A 17406-nucleotide genomic window follows, 5' to 3' on the forward strand; every position below is an offset into this window, starting at 1 on the left:
TAGCGCTCGATCCACGTCTTGACGCACTTGCGGGAGATGCCCATCGCCGCGGCGATGTGAGCTTGGGCCCAGCCGGCTTGATGGCGTTGGACGATCAGGAGCCGGCCATGGACGGTGGTGCGGGCATTAGCGTGGGCCACGAGGACCTCCGGGTGGATGTGGGCCTTAGACAAGCCACACCCCACCCGGAGGTCCTCCCTCGTTCAAGCCGCCACGCTGCTACCAACGTCATGGCCGGGTACACCTAGGGCGGACGCCGCGGCGGAACCCGTGCGGCTCAGGCCGGGGCGACGTCCGGGATGGTTCCGAGCCCGTCGGCGCGCGGGATCGCGGCGAGCAGCCGCTGCGTGTACGCGGCCTGCGGCGCGGACCAGACCTGCTCGGTCGGGCCCTCCTCCACCACGCGCCCCGCCCGCATGACGACGACGCGGTCGGCGATGAGCCGCACCACCGACAGGTCGTGGCTGATGAACAGCAGCGACGTGTCCGAGGCCAGCGCCACGTCCCGCATCAGCGTCGCCACCTGGGCCTGCAGGGACGCGTCGAGGGAGGCGATGGGCTCGTCGCCGATGAGCAGGTCGGGGCCCGTCGCCATGGCGCGGGCGATCGCGATCCGCTGGCGCTGCCCGCCGCTGAACTGGTGCGGGTAGCGCGAGCTCAGGGCCGGGTCGAGGCCGACGCCCGCCAGGAGCTCGGCCACGGGGGCCGGTGAACCGGGGTGGATGGCCCGGGCGTCCTCGAGCTGCGCGGCGATCCGCCGGCGGGGGTTGAGCGAGGCGTAGGGGTTCTGGAACACCATCTGCAGGCGCAGCAGGCGGGGTGCGCGCTTGCGCAGGCCGTGCGGGGTGACGGGCGTGCCGTCGAAGGTGACGCGGCCGCCCGCGAGCGGCACGAGGCCGCAGGCGAGCTTGGCCAGCGTCGACTTCCCGCAGCCCGACTCCCCCACCAGCCCCACGACCTCACCGGGCCGCACCGTGAAGCCGGCCCCGTCGACTGCGGTGACCGCGGGCCGGCCCGGCCGGGTGTAGCGCACCGTGACGTCGTCGAAGACGAGCTCACCGGCCATCAGGACTGCCCTCCGGAGCGGGTGGGGCCGGGCCGGTGGTCCGGCAGGGCCTCGACGAGGTCGCGCGTGTAGGGGTGCTGCGGCGAGCGGATCACGTCGTAGCGGGAACCCGACTCGACCACGCGGCCGTGGCGCATCACGACGATGGTGTCGGCCATCGAGGACATGACGGCGAGGTCGTGGGTGATGAGCAGGACGGCGAGGCCGAGGTCGTCGCACAGGTCGCGCAGCAGGCGCATCACCCCGGCCTGCACCGTGACGTCCAGGGCCGTGGTCGGCTCGTCGGCGACCAGCACCGACGGCCGGCAGGCGATGGCGATGCCGATCGCGATGCGCTGCAGCTGACCGCCGCTGAACTCGTGCGGGTACTTGCGCAGCGCCTGCGCGGGTTCCGGCACCCGCACCTGCTCGAGCACCTCCAGCGCCCGGGCCCTCGCCTGCGCCCGGTTCAGGTGCAGGTGGTGGCGGATGTGGTCGGTGAGCTGGCCGCCGACGGAGATCATCGGGTGCAGGCTCGCCGTCGGGTCCTGGAACACCATGGCCAGCTGGTCCCCGCGCAGCGCGTTGTGCTGCCGCGCCGACAGCCTCAGCAGGTCGGTCCCCCCGTACTCGATCGAGCCGCCGACCACCGAGCCGGCCGGGGGCAGGCCGAGCACGGTCATGCCCGTCACGGTCTTGCCGGAACCCGACTCCCCCGCCAGCCCCGTGACCTGCCCGGCCGGCGCGACGAGGTCGACGCCGTCGAGGATCCGCTGCCCGCGCAGTTCCAGGGTCAGGCCGCTGATGCGCAGGCCGTCCGCAGCGCTCACAGGGCCCTGCTCCCGACGGCCTTCTGCATCCGCGGGTCCAGCGCGTCGCGCAGGGCGTCACCGATGAAGTTGAACGCCAGGACGATGCTGCAGATGGCGAGGCCGGGGAAGGCCGCCACCCACCACGCCGTGAAGTTCTGCACGCCGTCGGAGACCATCAGGCCCCACTCGGGCGTCGGCGGGACGGTGCCCAGGCCGAGGAACGACAACCCCGACAGCAGCAGGATCGCGTTGCCGAAGTCGAGGGTCGTCAGGGCGAACACCGGGCCCACGACGTTCGGGACGACGTCGCGGCGCAGGGACGTGAACCACCCGATGCCGAGCAGGCGCCCGGCGACGACGAACTCCCGGTCGCGCGCACCCAGGACGAGGGACCGCGTGACGCGGGCGTACTGCGGCCAGGTCACGACGAGCATCGCGATGACCGCGTTCGTCAGGCTCGGCCCGAGGGCGGCCGCGATGACCATCGCCAGGATGATCGTCGGGAAGGCCAGCACCAGGTCTGCGACCCGCATGACGACCTCGTCGACGACCCCGCCGAGCAGGCCCGCGACGGCGCCGAGCAGCGAGCCCACCGAGGCGGACAGCGCCACGAGCAGCAGGGACAGCGGGATCGAGATCCGCGCTCCGGCGATGACGCGGGACAGCACGTCGCGCCCGAGGCTGTCGGTGCCGAACCAGTGCGCCGCGGAGATCGGCGCGAGCCGGTCCGGGCTCTGCGCCAGCGGGTCGTCGGGCTGCAGGAGCGGGCCGAGGACCACGACGAGCAGCCACACGGCGGCGACCACGACCCCGACGGCGGTCAGCGGCGAGCGCAGCGACTCCGGCACGCGACGGCGCGCGCGCGGGAGGACGGGGGTGCTCACGGTGGTCACTGCCTCCTCACCTTCACTGCCTCCTGACCCGGGGGTCGATGACCGCGTACAGCAGGTCGACGACGAAGTTGATGGCGATGTAGGTGATGCCGACCACGAGGCCGACGCCCATGACGGCCTGCAGGTCGAGTCGGGTCGCGGCCTGGTAGGCGTACTGCCCCAGGCCGTGCCAGACGAACACGGTCTCGGTCAGCACGGCCCCGGACAGCAGCGAGCCGAAGCTCAGGCCCACGACCGTGAGGATCGGCAGCAGCGCCCCGCGCAGGACGTAGCGGAACGTCACGACGCGCGACGGCAACCCCTTGGCCCGGGCGGCCGTCACGTACTCCTGGTTCAGCACGTCGAGCACCGCCGACCGCGAGAACCGCGCGAGCAGCCCGACCGTGTAGAGGGTCAGGACGAGCCCGGGCAGGAGCAGGTGGCCGAGCGCGTTGACGAACGTGGCCGTCTGCCCCGCCAGCAGGCTGTCGACCGTCATGAAGCCGGTCACCTGCGGGGGCGGGACGAGCTGGGTGTCGAGCCGCCCCGAGCCGGGGAACCAGCCGAGGCGGAAGAACCCCACGTAGAACACGATGAGGGCGAGCCAGAACGTCGGCGCTGAGATGCCCACGAGGCTCACGACCCGCACGACGTCGTCGGCGAAGCGGCGGTGGCGCAGGGCAGCGAGGATCCCGATCCCGACGCCCACCACGACCGAGATGACGAGCACGAACAGGGCGAGCTCGACCGTCGCCGGCACGGCGTCGCGCAGGTCGTCCAGGACGGGCCGCCGGGTCTGCGCCGACGTGCCCAGGTCCAGGTGCACGAGGCGCTGCAGGTAGAGCAGGTACTGGGCCGGCAGGGAGCGGTCCAGGCCCAGCTCCTCGCGGAACTGCGCCACGACCTCCGGGTCCGCGGCCGCGGCGTCACCCAGGACGGCGGCGACCGGGTCGGCCGGCACGAGGTTGGTCAGCACGAACGTCACGAGGGTGACGCCCCAGACCAGCAGCACGCTGATGCCCAGGCGGACGGCGAGGTAGCGCAGCAGCGGGTGCCGCGCCCGGTCCGGGGCGGTCGGCGCCGCGGGGGCGCCGACCGCCTCGGCCGTCAGCGGTTCACCGGACGGCGGCAAGGTCCATCGTCCAGATCGGGTTCAGCTCCACGCCCTGCAGGCCCGCCGCGGTCACCACGTTCTGCGCGGGCTGCACGATCGGCACGAAGGGCCCCGACACGTTCATCTGCTGCTGCAGCGCCTGGTAGGCGGCACCGCGGGCCTCGGGGCCGCTGGCCGCCTTCGCCGCGTCGACGAGGGTCACGACCTCGCCGGCCCCGGCGGTCTGCGCCGTCCAGGACGCGCGCAGGCCGACGTTCTGCCCCGGCGTGAAGGCCAGGTAGTTCGAGGGGTCCGGGAAGTCCGGGCCCCAGTAGGCCAGCCCGGCCTGGAACTTCCCGCTGCGGAAGCTGTCCAGCGAGGTCGCCGACGGCTTGGGCGCCAGGGCGATGGTGATGCCCACAGCCTTGAGCTGGGACTGGATGGCCTGGGCCAGGATCTGCAGCTGCACGCCGCTGACGGCCACGTCGTTGGAGAAGAGGAACTGGACCTCCTCCCCCGCGTAGCTCGAGCGGCCCAGCAGCTCCTTGGCCGCCGCGACGTCGTAGGAGTTGGACGGGTCGGTCTCCAGCGTGCCCACGAACTGCGACGGGACGACCCCGCCGGGCTGCACCGACCCCTTGCCCGCGAGCTCACCGAGCTCGGCGTAGTCCAGGGCGTGCCGCACGGCCTGCACGAACAGCGGGTCGGAGACCGGGCCGCCGTACTGCGGGTCGGTGTTGAACCAGCCGAAGATCATGTACGCCGAGGCCTGGCTGATGACGGCGGTGCGCCCGCCCGCGAGGCCCGAGGCCTCCTCGGCGTTCAGGTCGGTCGCGATCTGCGCGGTGCCGGACTGCGCGTTGATCTTCTGCGTCGCCGGCGGGACGTTCTCCAGGACGATCCGCGAGTACTTCGGCTTCGCGCCCGCGAAGGCGGGGTTCAGCTTCAGCGTCACCGACGACGTCACGTCGAGGGTGTCGATCTGGTAGGCCGCCGACCCGGCGGACTGCTGGTTCAGGAACGTCTCGGCGCCGTCGGAGTCGTCCGTCGTCCCGCCGTTGGCCTTCACCAGCTCGGAGTTCAGGATGCCCAGGGACGGGTTCGGCAGGATGTACGGCAGGGCCGGGTTGGCGTCGGCGCTGACCAGCTCGACGGTCTTGTCGTCGACCTTGCGGACCTCGACGCCCTCCAGGAGGAACGACGGGTTGCCCTTGATGCCCTGCAGGCGCTGGTAGGAGAAGACGATGTCGTCGGCGTCCACGAGGGAGCCGTCGGCGAACTTGTGCTCCCCCTCGAGCGTCAGGGTGACCACGCGCGAGTCGTCGGAGATGGCGTAGCTGGCGATCTGCGGGACCGGCGTGCTGACGTCGGAGCCCTGGAACGTCAGCGCGGTCTCGTAGGTCTGGCGGTTCAGCAGCGCCCCCGTCAGCTCGAACGAGCGCGCCGGGTCGGCCGTCTTGAGGTCGAAGGCGTTGTCCACGACGAGCGCCGCCCCCGCGGCCGGCGCGTCGCCCGAACCCCCGCCGTCGGAGGAGCAGGCGACCAGGGTCGCCGACGAGGCGGCACCTGCACTGGCGAGGAGGAAGTGGCGTCGCCGCATCGTGGGTTCAGCTCCAGGGGTTCGGGTCGGGCGGTGGTTCGAGTCGGGCCGTGGTTCGGACCGGTCGTGCGCGCCCCGCGGGAGCCGGGGCGGCGGGCCGCGTCAGTGTGGCACCCCCTGGTTACCACGGTGTTTCCCCGCTGCTGCGGCGTTTCGGCGCGACCCGCCGGGCGCCCGGCGCCGACAACGCCGGAGGGCGGCCGCGGCCCGTGGCCGCGACCGCCCTCCGGGGGTGTCGACGAGGTCCGCTCAGGGGACGATGAGGCCCGTCGTCTGCGTGCGGGCGGTCTCGAAGCGCTTGGCAGCGTCCGCCCAGTTCACGACGTTCCACCAGGCCTTGATGTAGTCCGGGCGCACGTTGAGGTAGTCCAGGTAGTACGCGTGCTCCCAGACGTCCAGCAGCAGGACGGGCACGAGGCCCAGCGGGATGTTGCCCTGCTGGTCGTACAGCTGCACGACGATGAGCTTCTGCCCGATCGAGTCGTACGCGAGGATCGACCAGCCGGAACCCTGCACGCCGGCCGCGACCGCGGAGAAGTGGGCCTTGAACTTCTCGAAGGACCCGAACTGGTCGGTGATGGCCGCGGCCAGCTCACCGGTCGGCTCGCCGCCGCCGTCGCCGGTCATGTTCGGCCAGAACGCCGAGTGGTTGATGTGCCCGCCCAGGTTGAAGGCGAGGTTCTTGGTGTGGAGGTTCACGGTCGCCAGGTCACCGGCGTCGCGTGCGGCGGCGAGCTTCTCCAGCGCCGTGTTCGCGCCCGCGACGTAGGTCGCGTGGTGCTTGTCGTGGTGCAGCTCCATGATCTTCCCCGAGATGTGGGGCTCGAGCGCGGAGTAGTCGTAGGGCAGGTCCGGCAGCGTGTACTCGGCCATCGTGTGGTCGTCTCCCTCGTCCTCGGATGGGCGTCGAACGGCGAGGTGCAGGACCGGCGGCCGCCGGGCGCCTCGCTCCGTGACCCTCGCGCAGCGGCACCCGCCGCGCAACCGGCCGACCGCAGCGTCTCACCGCGTGATCAGCGCCCCGCGCGCGGGGCGGACCACCGGCTCCGGCGCCGCGCCCGCTGCCTACCCTGGAGGCCATGAGCTCGCCCGCCGTGCCCCGGCCCCGTGCCGACCGCCCCGTCGTGGGCTTCGACCTCGACATGACGCTGGTCGACTCGAGCGACGGCATCGCGGCCACGCTGCTGGCCGCGCTCGGCGAGGCCGGTGTCGAGGTCACCGCCGAGCAGACCCGGCCCTACGCGGGGATGCCGCTGGAGCTGATCGTGGCCGGGCTCGCCCCGCAGCTGGACGCCGCGCGCGTCGCGGCGGTGGCCGCCCGCTACCGCGAGCTCTACCCCGTCCTCGGCGTCGACTCGGTGCGCTCCTACCCCGGCGCGGCCGCGGCGCTGGCGGCGCCCGCGGCCCACGGCGGGCGCAGCGTCGTCGTCAGCGCCAAGCACACCCCCAACGTGCACCGCGTGCTCGCCTCGGCCGGGCTGGCGGGCGCCGTGGCCCCGGGCGACGTCGCGGGCGACCTCTTCGCCGAGGCCAAGGGCGTGCGGCTGGCGGAGCTCGGGGCGACCGCCTACGTCGGCGACCACCCCGGGGACGTGCGGGCCGCGCGCGTCGCGGGCGCCGTGGCCGTCGCCGTGACGACCGGGGCGCACGACGCGGACGCGCTGCGCTCGGCCGGCGCCGACGTCGTCCTGGCCTCCCTGGACGCCTTCCCCTCCTGGCTCGCCGGGCACGCCGCCCGCCTGGCCGGCGGCGCCCCGGAGGGCCCCGGCGAGGCCCGCGACGCGCCGCGCGAGCAGCACGGGGACGTGGGGGCGCGCCGGGCGGCCGGCCGCCGTTAACCTGGAGGAGTCGGCGCGCCCCCAGCTCGGGCACCGCCGCCACCGACGAGAAGAGAACGCACCCCACGGCCTGCGCCGCGGCTCACGCCGCGCCAGGCCCGCGAACGAGAAGGTTCCCGTGCCCACAGGCAAGGTCAAGTGGTTCGACGCCGAGAAGGGTTTCGGCTTCCTCGCCTCCGAGGACGGCGACGAGGTCTTCGTCCACAGCTCCGTGCTGCCCGCCGGCACCACGGTGCTGACGAAGGGCAGCCGCGTCGAGTTCGGCGTCGTGCAGGGCGAGCGCGGCACCCAGGCGCTGTCCGTGCGGCTGCTGGACCCGCTGCCCTCGGTCGCCCGCGCCACCCGCAAGCCGGCCGACGACATGGTGCCGATCGTCGAGGACCTCATCAAGCTCCTCGACGGCGTCTCCGGCGCCCTGCGCCGCGGCCGCTACCCCGACAAGGGCAGCGCGCGCAAGATCGCCTCGGTGCTGCGCGCCGTGGCCGACGACGTCGAGGCCGGCGCGTGAGCGAGCCGACGGCGACCCGCGCCCGCCGGGCCCGCAAGCCCGTCCTCGACACCGTCTCCGCCGCGGCCGTCGACCTCGCCCGCGCCGCGGCCGAGGAGGTCGCCGAGCCCGGCACCGTGGGCGAGCACCTGGCCGCCACCGCCGAGGGCGACCGCATCGTCACCCACACCTTCGCCGCCAGCCTGCCCGGCTACCGCGGCTGGCAGTGGAGCGTCACCGTTACGCGCGCGTCGCGGGCGAAGAACGTCACCGTCAACGAGGTCTGCCTGCTGCCCGGCGAGGAGGCCCTGCGCCCGCCCGGCTGGCTGCCGTGGTCCGAGCGCATCGCGCCCGGCGACCTCGGGACGCAGGACACGCTGCCGCGCAAGGACGACGACCCCCTGCTGGAGCCGGGGTACGAGGCCACGGGCGACGAGGAGGCCGACCGGGTCGCGCTCTGGGAGCTCGGGCTGGGCCGCGTGCGCGTCCTGTCGCTGCTGGGCCGCGACGAGGCCGCCACCCGCTGGTACGCGGGCGACCGCGGCCCCCGCTCCGAGGTCGCCGAGCACGCCAAGGCGCCCTGCTCGACGTGCGGGTTCTTCGTCCAGCTCGCGGGCCCGCTGCGGCAGGTCTTCGGGGTCTGTGCCAGCGAGTGGTCCCCCGAGGACGGCCGCGTCGTCAGCGCCGACCACGGCTGCGGCGCCCACAGCGAGACCGACGTCGAGAACGAGGTCGAGGCCCCCTCGACCATGGTGGTCGACGACCTGTCCCCCGACAGCCTCGAGCTCATCACGACCGGCGGTGCCGACGAGGCCGTGGTCGAGGCCGAGCCGCAGGCCGAGGCCGAGGCGCAGCCCGAGGGCGAGGCGCAGCCCGAGGGCGAGGTCGACGCGGAGCCCGAGCTCGACGTCGAGGTGCCCGACACCGACGCGTCCGACGTCGACGTGGTCGAGGACGCCCCGGCCGGGGACTCCGCGGTCGAGGACTCCGTCGTCGAGGACGTCCCGGTCGATGACGCCCCGGTCGCCGACGCCGAGCTCTCCGGGGCCCACGGGCCGGCCGACGACGCGGACGCCCCCGCTCCCGCCGACGACTGAGCCCCGTGATCCGCCCCGGGCGCAGCCGGTGACGGGAGACCCGTTCGACACCGCAGCGGTGCGCGAGCGGGTCCTCGCCGCGTGGGCGGCCTCGCCCGCGCGGCTGCGCGAGGACGCCAACGCCGAGGAGGACGCCTCCCTCGGCGGCTACCGCGACCGGCTCGTCGTGGAGCTGGCGCAGAACGCCGCGGACGCCGCGGCCCGCGCGGGCACCGACGGCCGTCTCCTGCTGCGCCTGGAGACCGGCGCGACCGGCCCGGGCCGACTGCTCGCCGCGAACACCGGTGCGCCCCTGGACGCGGCCGGCGTGGAGGGCCTCGCGACGCTGCGCGCCTCCGGCAAGCGCGACGGCGGTGACGCCCTCGTCGGGCGCTTCGGCGTCGGCTTCTCCGCGGTCCTCGCCGTCACGGACGACCCCGCCGTGGTCGGTACCGCGGGGGGTGTCCGCTTCTCCCGCAGCGCGACGCGCGCCCTCGTGCGCGAGCGGGCCGCGGCCGCCCCGGGGCTGGGCGAGGAGCTGGACCGGCGCGCCGGTCACGTGCCCGCTCTGCGGCTGCCCTTCCCCGAGACCGCCGACGGGGTCGGCGGGGTGCCGGCGGGCTGCGACACCGCGGTCGACCTCCCGCTGCGCGACGCGGCCGCCGTCGAGCTGGCCACGGCGCTGCTCGAGGCCGCCGACGACGTCCTGCTCCTGGCCCTGCCCGCCCTCGCCGAGGTCGTCGTCGAGCTGCCCGGCCGGGAGCCCCGGGTGCTGCGCGACGTCCACCGGCGCTGGCGCGTGCTGCGCCGCACGGGCCGCCACGACGAGGCCGCCCTCGCGGACCGTGGCGTCGAGGAGCGCGGCCGGCTGGGCTGGCAGGTCACCTGGGCGCTGCCCCTGGAGCCGGGGACCCCCCGGCCCGGGGTCGTGTGCGCGCCGACGCCGACCGACGAGGACCTGCCCTGGCCCGCCGTCCTCGTGGCCTCCTTCCCCCTGGGCCCGGACCGGCGCCGGCTCGCGCCGGGGCCGGCCACCGAGCGCGTGCTGGACGCGGCCGCGGACGCCTACGTCGACCTGCTCGTGGAGGTCGCGGGCGAGGCGGGAACGGGTCCGACCGGGGCGCGGGAGGAGGCCGCCGGCGGGGCGCTGGCGCTGCTGCCCTACGGCGCCGCGGCGGGCCGCGTCGACGCGGAGCTGCGGACCCGGGTGCTCGACCGCGCCCGGTCGGCGCCGCTGCTGCGGGCCGTCGAGACGGCCGACGGCCTGCCGATCCTGCTGCGACCCGCTGACGCCGTCGCCCTCACCGGGGCGGGCGCCGACGACCCGGCGCTGCTGGCGGCGCTGGCCCCCGTGCTCGCCGGTCTGGTCGCGGCCCCGCGCGAGGTCGACCGGCTGCTGACCGACCTCGGCGTGGTGCGCCTGTCGCTGGCCGACGCCCTCGAGGTCCTGCCGGGGACGGGGCCGCCCGCCTCGTTCCGCGCGCTGTACGCGGCCCTGCGCCCCCTCGCGCACGACGCCGCCGCCCGCGAGGCCATGGCCTCCCTGCCCGTGCCGCTGCTGGACGGCCGCGTCGTGCACGGCGCGCGCGGCCTCGTCCAGCTCGACACCGACCTCGCCGGCGGGGAGGGCCTGAGCGCCGAGGGGGCGCGGCTGCTGGCCGGGCACGGGCTGCGGCTGGTGCACCCCGACGCCGCGGACGAGCTCCTGGAGCGCCTCGGCGCGCGCAGCGGCGGAGCGCGCGCGGTGCTCACCGACCCGGCCGTGGCCGCGGCCGTCGCGGACTCCCCCGACGCCGACGACCCCGACGCCGTGGCCGACGCGGTGCTCTCGCTCGTCGCGGCCGCGGTGGGCGAGGGACCCGAGGCGGCCGGGCGGGCGGCGCGCATCGCCGAGGAGCTCGGCGGGCTGGGCGACCTCGCGCTGCCCGACGCCGACGGCGACCTCGCGCCCGCGTCCGCGCTCGTCCTGCCCGGGAGCCTGGCCGCGCGCACGCTGGACCCGGACGCCGTCGCGGCCGTCGACCCGGACCTGCTCGCCGACTGGGGCCCCGACGTGCTGCGCGCGGTGGGGGTGCTGGACGGCCCGGCCGTCGTCGTCCTGCCCGAGCTGGACCTCGAGGAGCCCGACGAGGACGCGACCGCCGGGGTGGCGGGGCTCGCGGAGTACGCCGAGGCCGTGTGGGGCGACACCGAGCAGCCGCAGCCGGCCGACGTGCTCGTCGTCCGCGACCTCGACCTGGTCGTCGACGGCTGGCCCGAGGTGCTGGCGGCGCTCGCCGCGACGCCCGCGGGGACGGCGGCGCTGACCCGGACCTGGGCGGTGGCCGGCGTCCGGCGCACCCCGCTCGCGGCGTGGTGGCTGCGCCGCCACGGGCCGCTGCCCCCGGTCAGCCGCGACCCGGCCGCCGCCCACCCGGCCTGGCTCCCGGTCGCGCCCGCGTGGACGGCGGAGCTGCCCGAGGGCGTCCGCCGCGCCCTCGGCGTGCTGCCCGCCCTGGCCGCGGCCGGCCCCGACGACGTCCCGGCCCTGCTGGAGGCCGCAGCCCGCGCGCCGGAGGTGCCGGCCGCCGACCTGCTGGCCCTCTGGGCCCTGCTCGCGGTGCACGCCGACGCCGTGCTCCCGGCCGCCGAGGCCCCGCGGCACCTGCGGGTCCTGGGGCCGGCAGGGACGACGCGCACGGTCGCCGCCGACGACGTCGTGGTCGCGGACTCCCCCGCCTGGGCCCAGCGCGACGACCTCGGCCCGCAGCTCCTCGTCCCCGCGCGGGTCGCCGAGCGCGTCGCGGACCTGCTGGACCTCGACCTCGCGAGCGACCGGGCCGACGGGAGCGTCACCGCCACGGGCGCCCGGGACGAGACCGTGCCGCCCGCGCTCGCGACGCTGCTGCCGGGCGCCCCTCCCGCGTGGCGGCGCGCCGCGACCCTCGCGGTCGACGGGTGCCCCGTGCGGTGGTGGGTCGAGGACGGCGCCGTCCTGGCCGTCGACGAGGCCGCGGCCGCCGACGGGCTCGCGAGCGCGGCGGGCCGCTGGGAGCTGCGCCGCGCGGCCGCCGCGCTCCTGCTCGGCGACGACGCCGAGCGCGCGCGCGTCCTGGCCGCAGAGCTGCCGGGCCTCGGCGCCGCACCCGCCCCCGGCTCGGCTCCCCCGCTCGCCTGAGGCGGCGGAACCTCCCCGCCGGGTCGGCCTCCGGTCCTACGGTGAGGGCGTCAGCGGTCGGTCGGCGGAGGAGCAGCATGCGGCAGGCACGACGTGCGGCCCGACTGGTCGCACTCCTGGCCGTCACGGCGTCGCTGGCGGCGTGCGCCGGCGCACCGCGTCCGCCGGCTCCTGCGGTCGCCACCCCGTCCCCCGCCGCCCCCTCGCTCGCCGCCTTCTGGGCCGACCACCCCGACCAGGCCCCACCACCGGCGCGCGACGGCTCCGCGCGCCTCGTGCTCGACACGGCCGGCACCGGTGAGGAGGTCGTGCGGCTGCCGGACCTGACGGGGGACACCGGGCTGGTCGTCAGCGTGTCCTGCACCGGTCCCGCCGCCGGGTCACCGTCGGTCGTCGAGCTCGGCACCGTCGGCGAACCCGCGCTCGTCTCCGACCGCACGGACACGTGCCCGGGTCCGGAGGCCGCGGGCCACCTCGACCTGCCGGTCCTCCCCGGCCAGGCCCTGACGCAGGTGCGGATCCGGACGGGTTCCGGCGCCCCGTGGTCCCTGGCGGTCTACGCGGTCAGCAGCGCCTACGCGAGCACCCTCACCCTGACCTTCGACGCGCCGCCGTCCTGAGACCTCCGCACGCCGACCACCGCGGGCTAGCGTGAGGACGACGATCCACCGCACCGCCAGGGAGGCAACCGTGAACGCCGCCGACAGCACCGCTACCGCGTCGGAGAACATCGACGCGCTCATCGCGCAGCACCCCGACTGGCGGGGCGAGACGCTCGCGCAGTGCCGCCGCGCGATCCTCGACGCCGACCCGGGCGTCGTCGAGGAGTGGAAGTACATGGGTGCGCCCGTGTGGTCGCTGGACGGCATGCTCATCGCGGGGGGCGTGTTCTCCCGCAAGGTGAAGCTGGGCTTCCTGTGGGGCGCCTCGCTGCCCGACCCGCAGCACCTGTTCAACGGCGAGCTCGGCGGGAAGCAGCGCCGCTCGGTGGAGTTCGCCGAGGGCGACGCCGTCCCCGTCGAGGGGCTGCAGGAGCTGGTGCGCGCCGCGATCCGCCACAACGCCGAGAAGCCCGCGAAGAGGGCCGCCGCCAAGAAGGCCGCGTCGGGAAACCCCTGACCCGAACGGAGTTGAAGCGGAAACTCCTCCCGCGGCGGGGCGGAACCTTGACGAGCTGTTCCGGGCCTCGTTAGTTTGTCGTTCCAACAGACGAACGGGGTGGCCTCGGTCACCCCGGGAACCAGCAGCGAGGAACTCGACGATGAGTCCGTCCCGGTGAGCCGGCAGCACTCGTAGGACCCCCCGCACCACCGGTCGAGGCCGACCGGTGCGACAGGGGGGAACAGCACGACAGCAGCGCGGGACCGCCACCACGACGACGCGGTGGGGCCACCGCCCGCAGCGCCACAACTCCTGCACCGCAGAGGGTTCGGCGCACCGCAGGAGCACGGCCCTCGACGGCGGCGCCTCCCACGTGTGCGACGCCACGACCCGCGAACCCGTGGAGCCGTCGCGGCGACCCGTCCCCACAACCCTGACCCGACCCCAGGAGCGCCATGCCGAGCAGCACGGGCCTGCTGCGCGCCGGCAGTTCGGCGGCGGACCAGCTGACGGTCCGCCGTCACAACCTGTCCGTCGTGCTGTCGCAGCTGCGCGACCACGGCCCGCGCTCGCGCGCCCGCCTCGCCGAGGAGACCGGCCTGAACAAGGCGACCGTGTCCAGCCTGGTGAGCGACCTGGCCGAGCGCGGCCTGGTGCGGGAGGGCGGGATCGAGCGCGCCACGGTCGGCCGGCCCGGGCAGTCGATCCAGCTGGACGGGGACCGCGTCGTCGCCGTCGGCGCCGAGGTGAACGTCGGGTACGTCGCGGTGCTCGCCCTGGACCTGCGCGGTCGGGTCGTGGTGGAGCGGCGGATCGCCCTGGACACCGCCCACCTGCCGCCCGCCCGCGTGCTGGGGGAGCTCGCCGGGCTGCTGGGCAGCGTGGTGGAGCTCCTGGCGGCGTCGGGCGTCCGGCCCGTGGGCCTGACCGTCGCCCTGCCCGGCCTGGTCGAGACCGAGACCGGCGTCCTGCGCTCGGCCCCGAACCTGCGGTGGACGGACGTCGCCGTCGCCGCTCACGTCCGGGCGCTGCTCGACGACCCGCCGTACCCCGTCCTGGTCGGCAACGAGGCGAACCTCGCCGCCCTGGCGGAGATCGACGCGGGCGGGCCGGGCCGGAGCGCGGACCTGATCCTCCTCACCGGCTCGGTCGGCGTCGGCGGCGGCATCGTCGCCGGTGGCCAGCTGCTGCGCGGCACCCGCGGGTTCGCGGGCGAGGTGGGGCACCTGCGCGTGCGCGGGGACGGACCCGTCTGCGGCTGCGGCCGCACGGGGTGCTGGGAGGCCGCCGTCGGCCTCGACGCCCTGCTGACCGCGGCCGCGCCGCGGGACGACCCGGTCCACGACCCCTCCCGCGACGTCGAGCAGCGGCTCGCGGAGATCGCCCGGCGCGCCGCCGCCGGCGACGCGCGCGTGCTCGCCGCCATCGACGAGATCGACCGGTGGCTCGCGGTGGGCGCCGGCATCCTCGTCAACGTCTTCAACCCGGAGCGGCTGGTCCTCGGCGGCTACTTCGCCGCCCTGCAGCCCTGGATCGCCGGTTCGCTGCGCGAGGAGCTGCAGCACCACGTGTTCGCCGGCGCGACGGGCAGCACGCGCATCGAGTTCTCCACGCTCGGCTTCTCCGGAGCCGTCCGCGGCGGCGCCGCGCAGGCGCTCGACCGCATCTTCTCCGACCCCACGCTCGTCGGGCACACCGGCGAGCACCTCCCCGTCGCGCAGGAGGCGATGACATGAACCCCGACGACATGAACCCCGACGCGGTACCCCTGCTCTCGGTGCACGACGTGGTCAAGCGGTTCCCCGGGGTCGTCGCCCTCGGCGGGGTGAACTTCGACGTCCGGGCCGGCGAGGTGCACTGCCTGCTCGGGCAGAACGGCGCGGGGAAGTCGACGCTCATCAAGGTCCTCGCCGGCGCCCACCGCCCCGACGAGGGGGAACTGCGCTGGCAGGGCGAGACGGTCGCGTTCAACGACCCGCAGGCCGCCATCAGCACCGGGATCGGGGCCATCCACCAGGAGCTCGACCTCGTCGCGGGGCTGTCGGTCGCCGCCAACGTCTTCCTCGGTCACGAGCTCTCGACCGCGGGGTTCACCCGGCGGACCCTCGCCCGCGAGCGGACGCGGGAACTGCTGGACCTGCTGGGGCACCCCGACATCTCCCCCGACCGCGAGGTCGGGCGCCTCTCCGCCGCCAACCAGCAGGTCGTCAGCATGGCGCGCGCCCTGTCCCGCGACAGCCGGCTCCTGATCATGGACGAGCCGTCGGCCGTCCTCGACCAGGACGAGGTGCGCACCCTGTTCCGGGTGATCCGCCAGCTGACCACCCGCGGCGTCGCCGTCGTCTACATCTCCCACCGCCTCGAGGAGATCCGGGAGATCGGCGACCGGGTCACCGTCCTCAAGGACGGCCGGACCGTCGCCACCGGACTGCCCGTGGCCGACGTGCGGACGGCGGACCTCATCGAGCTCATGACCGGTCGCACCATCGAGTACGCGTTCGGACCCCGCACGCCGCCGGCGCCGGACGCACCCGCCGTGCTCACCGTGCGCGGGCTGGCCGGGGCCGGCCGGTTCTCCGGGGTGGACCTCACCGTCCACGCGGGCGAGGTCGTCGGCCTCGCCGGCCTGGTCGGTTCGGGGCGCTCGGAGGTGCTGGAGACCGTGTACGGCGCGCGGAAGGCGTCCGCGGGCACGGTCGAGGTGGACGGCAGGCGCCTGCGGCGCGGTTCCGTCGGGGCCGCGGTCCGCGCGGGCATCGGCCTCTGCCCGGAGGAGCGCAAGAGCCAGGGGCTCCTGCTCGACCAGGCCGTGTACCGCAACATCACCGTCTCGTCGCTGTCGGCGTTCGCCCGGCTGGGGTTCCTCGACGAGGGCGCCGAGCGGGCCCGCGCCACCGAGCTGGTGGAGGCGCTCGACGTGCGCCCCACCGGGGTCGGGCGGGCCGTGCGCACGCTCTCGGGAGGCAACCAGCAGAAGGTGGTGCTGGCGCGCTGGCTGCTGCGCGACTGCCGCGTCCTCCTGCTGGACGAACCCACGCGCGGCGTCGACGTCGGGGCCCGCAGCGAGATCTACCAGCTCGTCCGGCAGCTGGCGGACCGGGGCGTCGCCGTGGTCGTCGTGTCCAGCGACGTCGAGGAGGTGCTCGGTCTCGCCGACCGGGTGCTGGTCCTGCGGGAAGGACGCGTGGTCCACGAGGGACCGGCGCGGGAGCTCGACGAGCACCGGGTCCTCGACCTGGTGATGGAAGGAACGGCCGCATGAGCGAGAACACCGCCACCGCCTCCCCGACGGGGAGGGCGGCCGGCACGGGGATCGCCCCGCGCCGCGCGTCCGCCCTCCTGGGCTCGGCCGCCGGCCGCAACACGGGTCTCGTGCTGGCCCTGGTCCTGCTGTGCCTCGCGGGGGTCGTGACCGCGGGCGACCGGTTCGCGGACGTGAGCAACGTGCTGACGATCCTCCGCCTGGCCTCGGTCATCGGGGTCGTCAGCGTCGGGATGACGTTCGTCGTCACCGGGGGCGGGATCGACCTGTCCGTCGGCGCCATCGTGGCGCTGTCGTCGGTGTGGGCGACCACGCTGGCGACCCAGGCCATGGCGCGGGACACCCACTGGCTGGTCATGGTGTTCGCCGCCCTCGCCGTGGGCGCGGGCTGCGGCCTGGTGAACGGGACGCTCGTCGCCTACGGCCGGGTCGTCGCGTTCATCGCCACCCTGGCGATGCTGGCCGCGGCCCGGGGCCTCGCCGAGATCATCTCCAACCGCAAGACGCAGATCGTGGACGTGCCCGGGTTCACCGCGTTCTGGGACACCTCCCCCCTCGGCGTCCCGATGCTCGTCCTCGTGTTCGCCGTCGTGGCGCTCGCCGGCTGGGTCGTGCTCAACCGCACCACCTTCGGGCGCCGCACCTACGCCGTCGGCAGCAACCCCGAGGCGGCCCGGCTGGCCGGCATCGACGTCCGGCGGCACACAGTCCTGCTCTACACGCTGCTCGGGATCTGCTGCGGCATCGCCGCCGTCATGATCATCGCCCGCACCACCACGGGCAGCGCCACCCACGGCGGCCTCTACGAGCTCGACGCCATCGCGGCCGTCGTCATCGGCGGCACGCTGCTCTCGGGGGGCCGGGGGACCATCGCGGGCACCGTGTTCGGGGTCCTGATCTTCACGACCCTGTCGAACGTGTTCACCCTGAACAACCTCTCGATCTCCGCCCAGGCCGTCGCCAAGGGCGCGATCATCGTGCTCGCGGTCCTGCTGCAGCAGCGGCTCGCCCGGCGCAGCGGGGGCTGACCCTCCGCCCCCTCGCACCGCCCCTCCCCGTCGCA

General features: G+C 75.4%; 16 protein-coding genes. 9 read left to right on the forward strand and 7 right to left on the reverse strand.

Going from position 1 to position 17406, the window contains the following annotated elements; translation table 11 throughout:
• From F1544_RS17595 to F1544_RS17625, 7 genes are all read right to left on the reverse strand, one after another.
• On the reverse strand, positions 1–140 hold a 140-nt coding region (locus tag F1544_RS17595), incomplete at its 3' end, for a helix-turn-helix domain-containing protein (protein ID WP_167587434.1).
• Positions 141–277: 137 nt separating this feature from the next.
• Entirely contained in the window at positions 278–1066 is a 789-nt protein-coding gene (locus tag F1544_RS17600; protein ID WP_167587435.1) for an ABC transporter ATP-binding protein, read from the reverse strand.
• Entirely contained in the window at positions 1066–1875 is an 810-nt protein-coding gene (locus F1544_RS17605) for an ABC transporter ATP-binding protein (RefSeq protein WP_167587436.1), read from the reverse strand. The genes F1544_RS17600 and F1544_RS17605 overlap by 1 nt, the downstream gene beginning before the upstream one ends.
• Complete coding sequence (locus tag F1544_RS24785) at positions 1872–2741, reverse strand: ABC transporter permease (RefSeq protein WP_167587437.1); 870 nt, start codon at positions 2739–2741, stop codon at positions 1872–1874. Before F1544_RS24785 ends, F1544_RS17605 begins: the two co-directional genes overlap by 4 nt.
• A gap of 22 nt (positions 2742–2763) precedes the next feature.
• Positions 2764–3840, reverse strand: a complete 1077-nt coding sequence (locus F1544_RS17615) for an ABC transporter permease (protein WP_167587466.1) — start codon at positions 3838–3840, stop codon at positions 2764–2766.
• Between the two features lie 4 nt (positions 3841–3844).
• Positions 3845–5422: an ABC transporter substrate-binding protein gene (locus F1544_RS17620; RefSeq protein WP_167587438.1), complete on the reverse strand. Its 1578-nt coding sequence runs from the start codon at positions 5420–5422 to the stop codon at positions 3845–3847.
• Positions 5423–5671: 249 nt separating this feature from the next.
• A complete protein-coding gene (locus tag F1544_RS17625) occupies positions 5672–6295 on the reverse strand; it encodes a superoxide dismutase (protein ID WP_167587439.1) in 624 nt (207 codons plus the stop codon).
• Between the two features lie 206 nt (positions 6296–6501).
• On the opposite strand from F1544_RS17625, the gene F1544_RS17630 reads away from it, so the two are divergent.
• The 9 genes from F1544_RS17630 (at position 6502) to F1544_RS17670 (ending at position 17371) form a co-directional block, all read left to right on the forward strand.
• On the forward strand, positions 6502–7260 hold the full coding sequence (locus F1544_RS17630) for an HAD family hydrolase (protein WP_167587440.1): 759 nt from the start codon (positions 6502–6504) through the stop codon (positions 7258–7260).
• 118 nt (positions 7261–7378) lie between these two features.
• Positions 7379–7768: a cold-shock protein gene (locus F1544_RS26870; protein ID WP_167587441.1), complete on the forward strand. Its 390-nt coding sequence runs from the start codon at positions 7379–7381 to the stop codon at positions 7766–7768.
• Complete coding sequence (locus F1544_RS17640) at positions 7765–8844, forward strand: DUF3027 domain-containing protein (protein ID WP_208972112.1); 1080 nt, start codon at positions 7765–7767, stop codon at positions 8842–8844. The genes F1544_RS26870 and F1544_RS17640 overlap by 4 nt, the downstream gene beginning before the upstream one ends.
• A 28-nt stretch (positions 8845–8872) precedes the next feature.
• Positions 8873–11980 (forward strand): sacsin N-terminal ATP-binding-like domain-containing protein, encoded by a 3108-nt coding sequence (locus F1544_RS17645; RefSeq protein WP_167587442.1) that lies wholly within the window; start codon positions 8873–8875, stop codon positions 11978–11980.
• A gap of 77 nt (positions 11981–12057) precedes the next feature.
• Positions 12058–12600, forward strand: a complete 543-nt coding sequence (locus F1544_RS17650; RefSeq protein ID WP_167587443.1) for a hypothetical protein — start codon at positions 12058–12060, stop codon at positions 12598–12600.
• Between the two features lie 70 nt (positions 12601–12670).
• Positions 12671–13099 carry a DUF1801 domain-containing protein gene (locus tag F1544_RS17655; RefSeq protein ID WP_167587444.1) on the forward strand — a complete coding sequence of 143 codons (429 nt, stop codon included), beginning with the start codon at positions 12671–12673 and terminating at the stop codon, positions 13097–13099.
• A 437-nt stretch (positions 13100–13536) separates the two neighbouring features.
• Positions 13537–14817 carry an ROK family transcriptional regulator gene (locus tag F1544_RS17660; protein WP_167587445.1) on the forward strand — a complete coding sequence of 427 codons (1281 nt, stop codon included), beginning with the start codon at positions 13537–13539 and terminating at the stop codon, positions 14815–14817.
• Positions 14814–16343, forward strand: coding sequence for a sugar ABC transporter ATP-binding protein (locus F1544_RS17665; protein ID WP_208972113.1), 1530 nt, complete (start codon positions 14814–14816; stop codon positions 16341–16343). Before F1544_RS17660 ends, F1544_RS17665 begins: the two co-directional genes overlap by 4 nt.
• A complete protein-coding gene (locus tag F1544_RS17670; protein WP_167587446.1) occupies positions 16340–17371 on the forward strand; it encodes an ABC transporter permease in 1032 nt (343 codons plus the stop codon). Before F1544_RS17665 ends, F1544_RS17670 begins: the two co-directional genes overlap by 4 nt.
• Positions 17372–17406 lie beyond the last annotated feature (35 nt).

Source organism: Kineococcus rubinsiae (assembly GCF_011839805.1).
Taxonomy (GTDB): Bacteria; Actinomycetota; Actinomycetes; order Actinomycetales; family Kineococcaceae; genus Kineococcus; species Kineococcus rubinsiae.

Coding starts and splice junctions, on each gene's coding strand:
- F1544_RS17600 (WP_167587435.1), bottom strand. CDS start 1,066: ATGGCCGGTGAGCTCGTCTTCGACGACGTCACGGTGCGCTACACCCGG.
- F1544_RS17620 (WP_167587438.1), bottom strand. CDS start 5,422: ATGCGGCGACGCCACTTCCTCCTCGCCAGTGCAGGTGCCGCCTCGTCG.
- F1544_RS17625 (WP_167587439.1), bottom strand. CDS start 6,295: ATGGCCGAGTACACGCTGCCGGACCTGCCCTACGACTACTCCGCGCTC.
- F1544_RS17630 (WP_167587440.1), top strand. CDS start 6,502: ATGAGCTCGCCCGCCGTGCCCCGGCCCCGTGCCGACCGCCCCGTCGTG.
- F1544_RS17650 (WP_167587443.1), top strand. CDS start 12,058: ATGCGGCAGGCACGACGTGCGGCCCGACTGGTCGCACTCCTGGCCGTC.
- F1544_RS17660 (WP_167587445.1), top strand. CDS start 13,537: ATGCCGAGCAGCACGGGCCTGCTGCGCGCCGGCAGTTCGGCGGCGGAC.
- F1544_RS17665 (WP_208972113.1), top strand. CDS start 14,814: ATGAACCCCGACGACATGAACCCCGACGCGGTACCCCTGCTCTCGGTG.
- F1544_RS17670 (WP_167587446.1), top strand. CDS start 16,340: ATGAGCGAGAACACCGCCACCGCCTCCCCGACGGGGAGGGCGGCCGGC.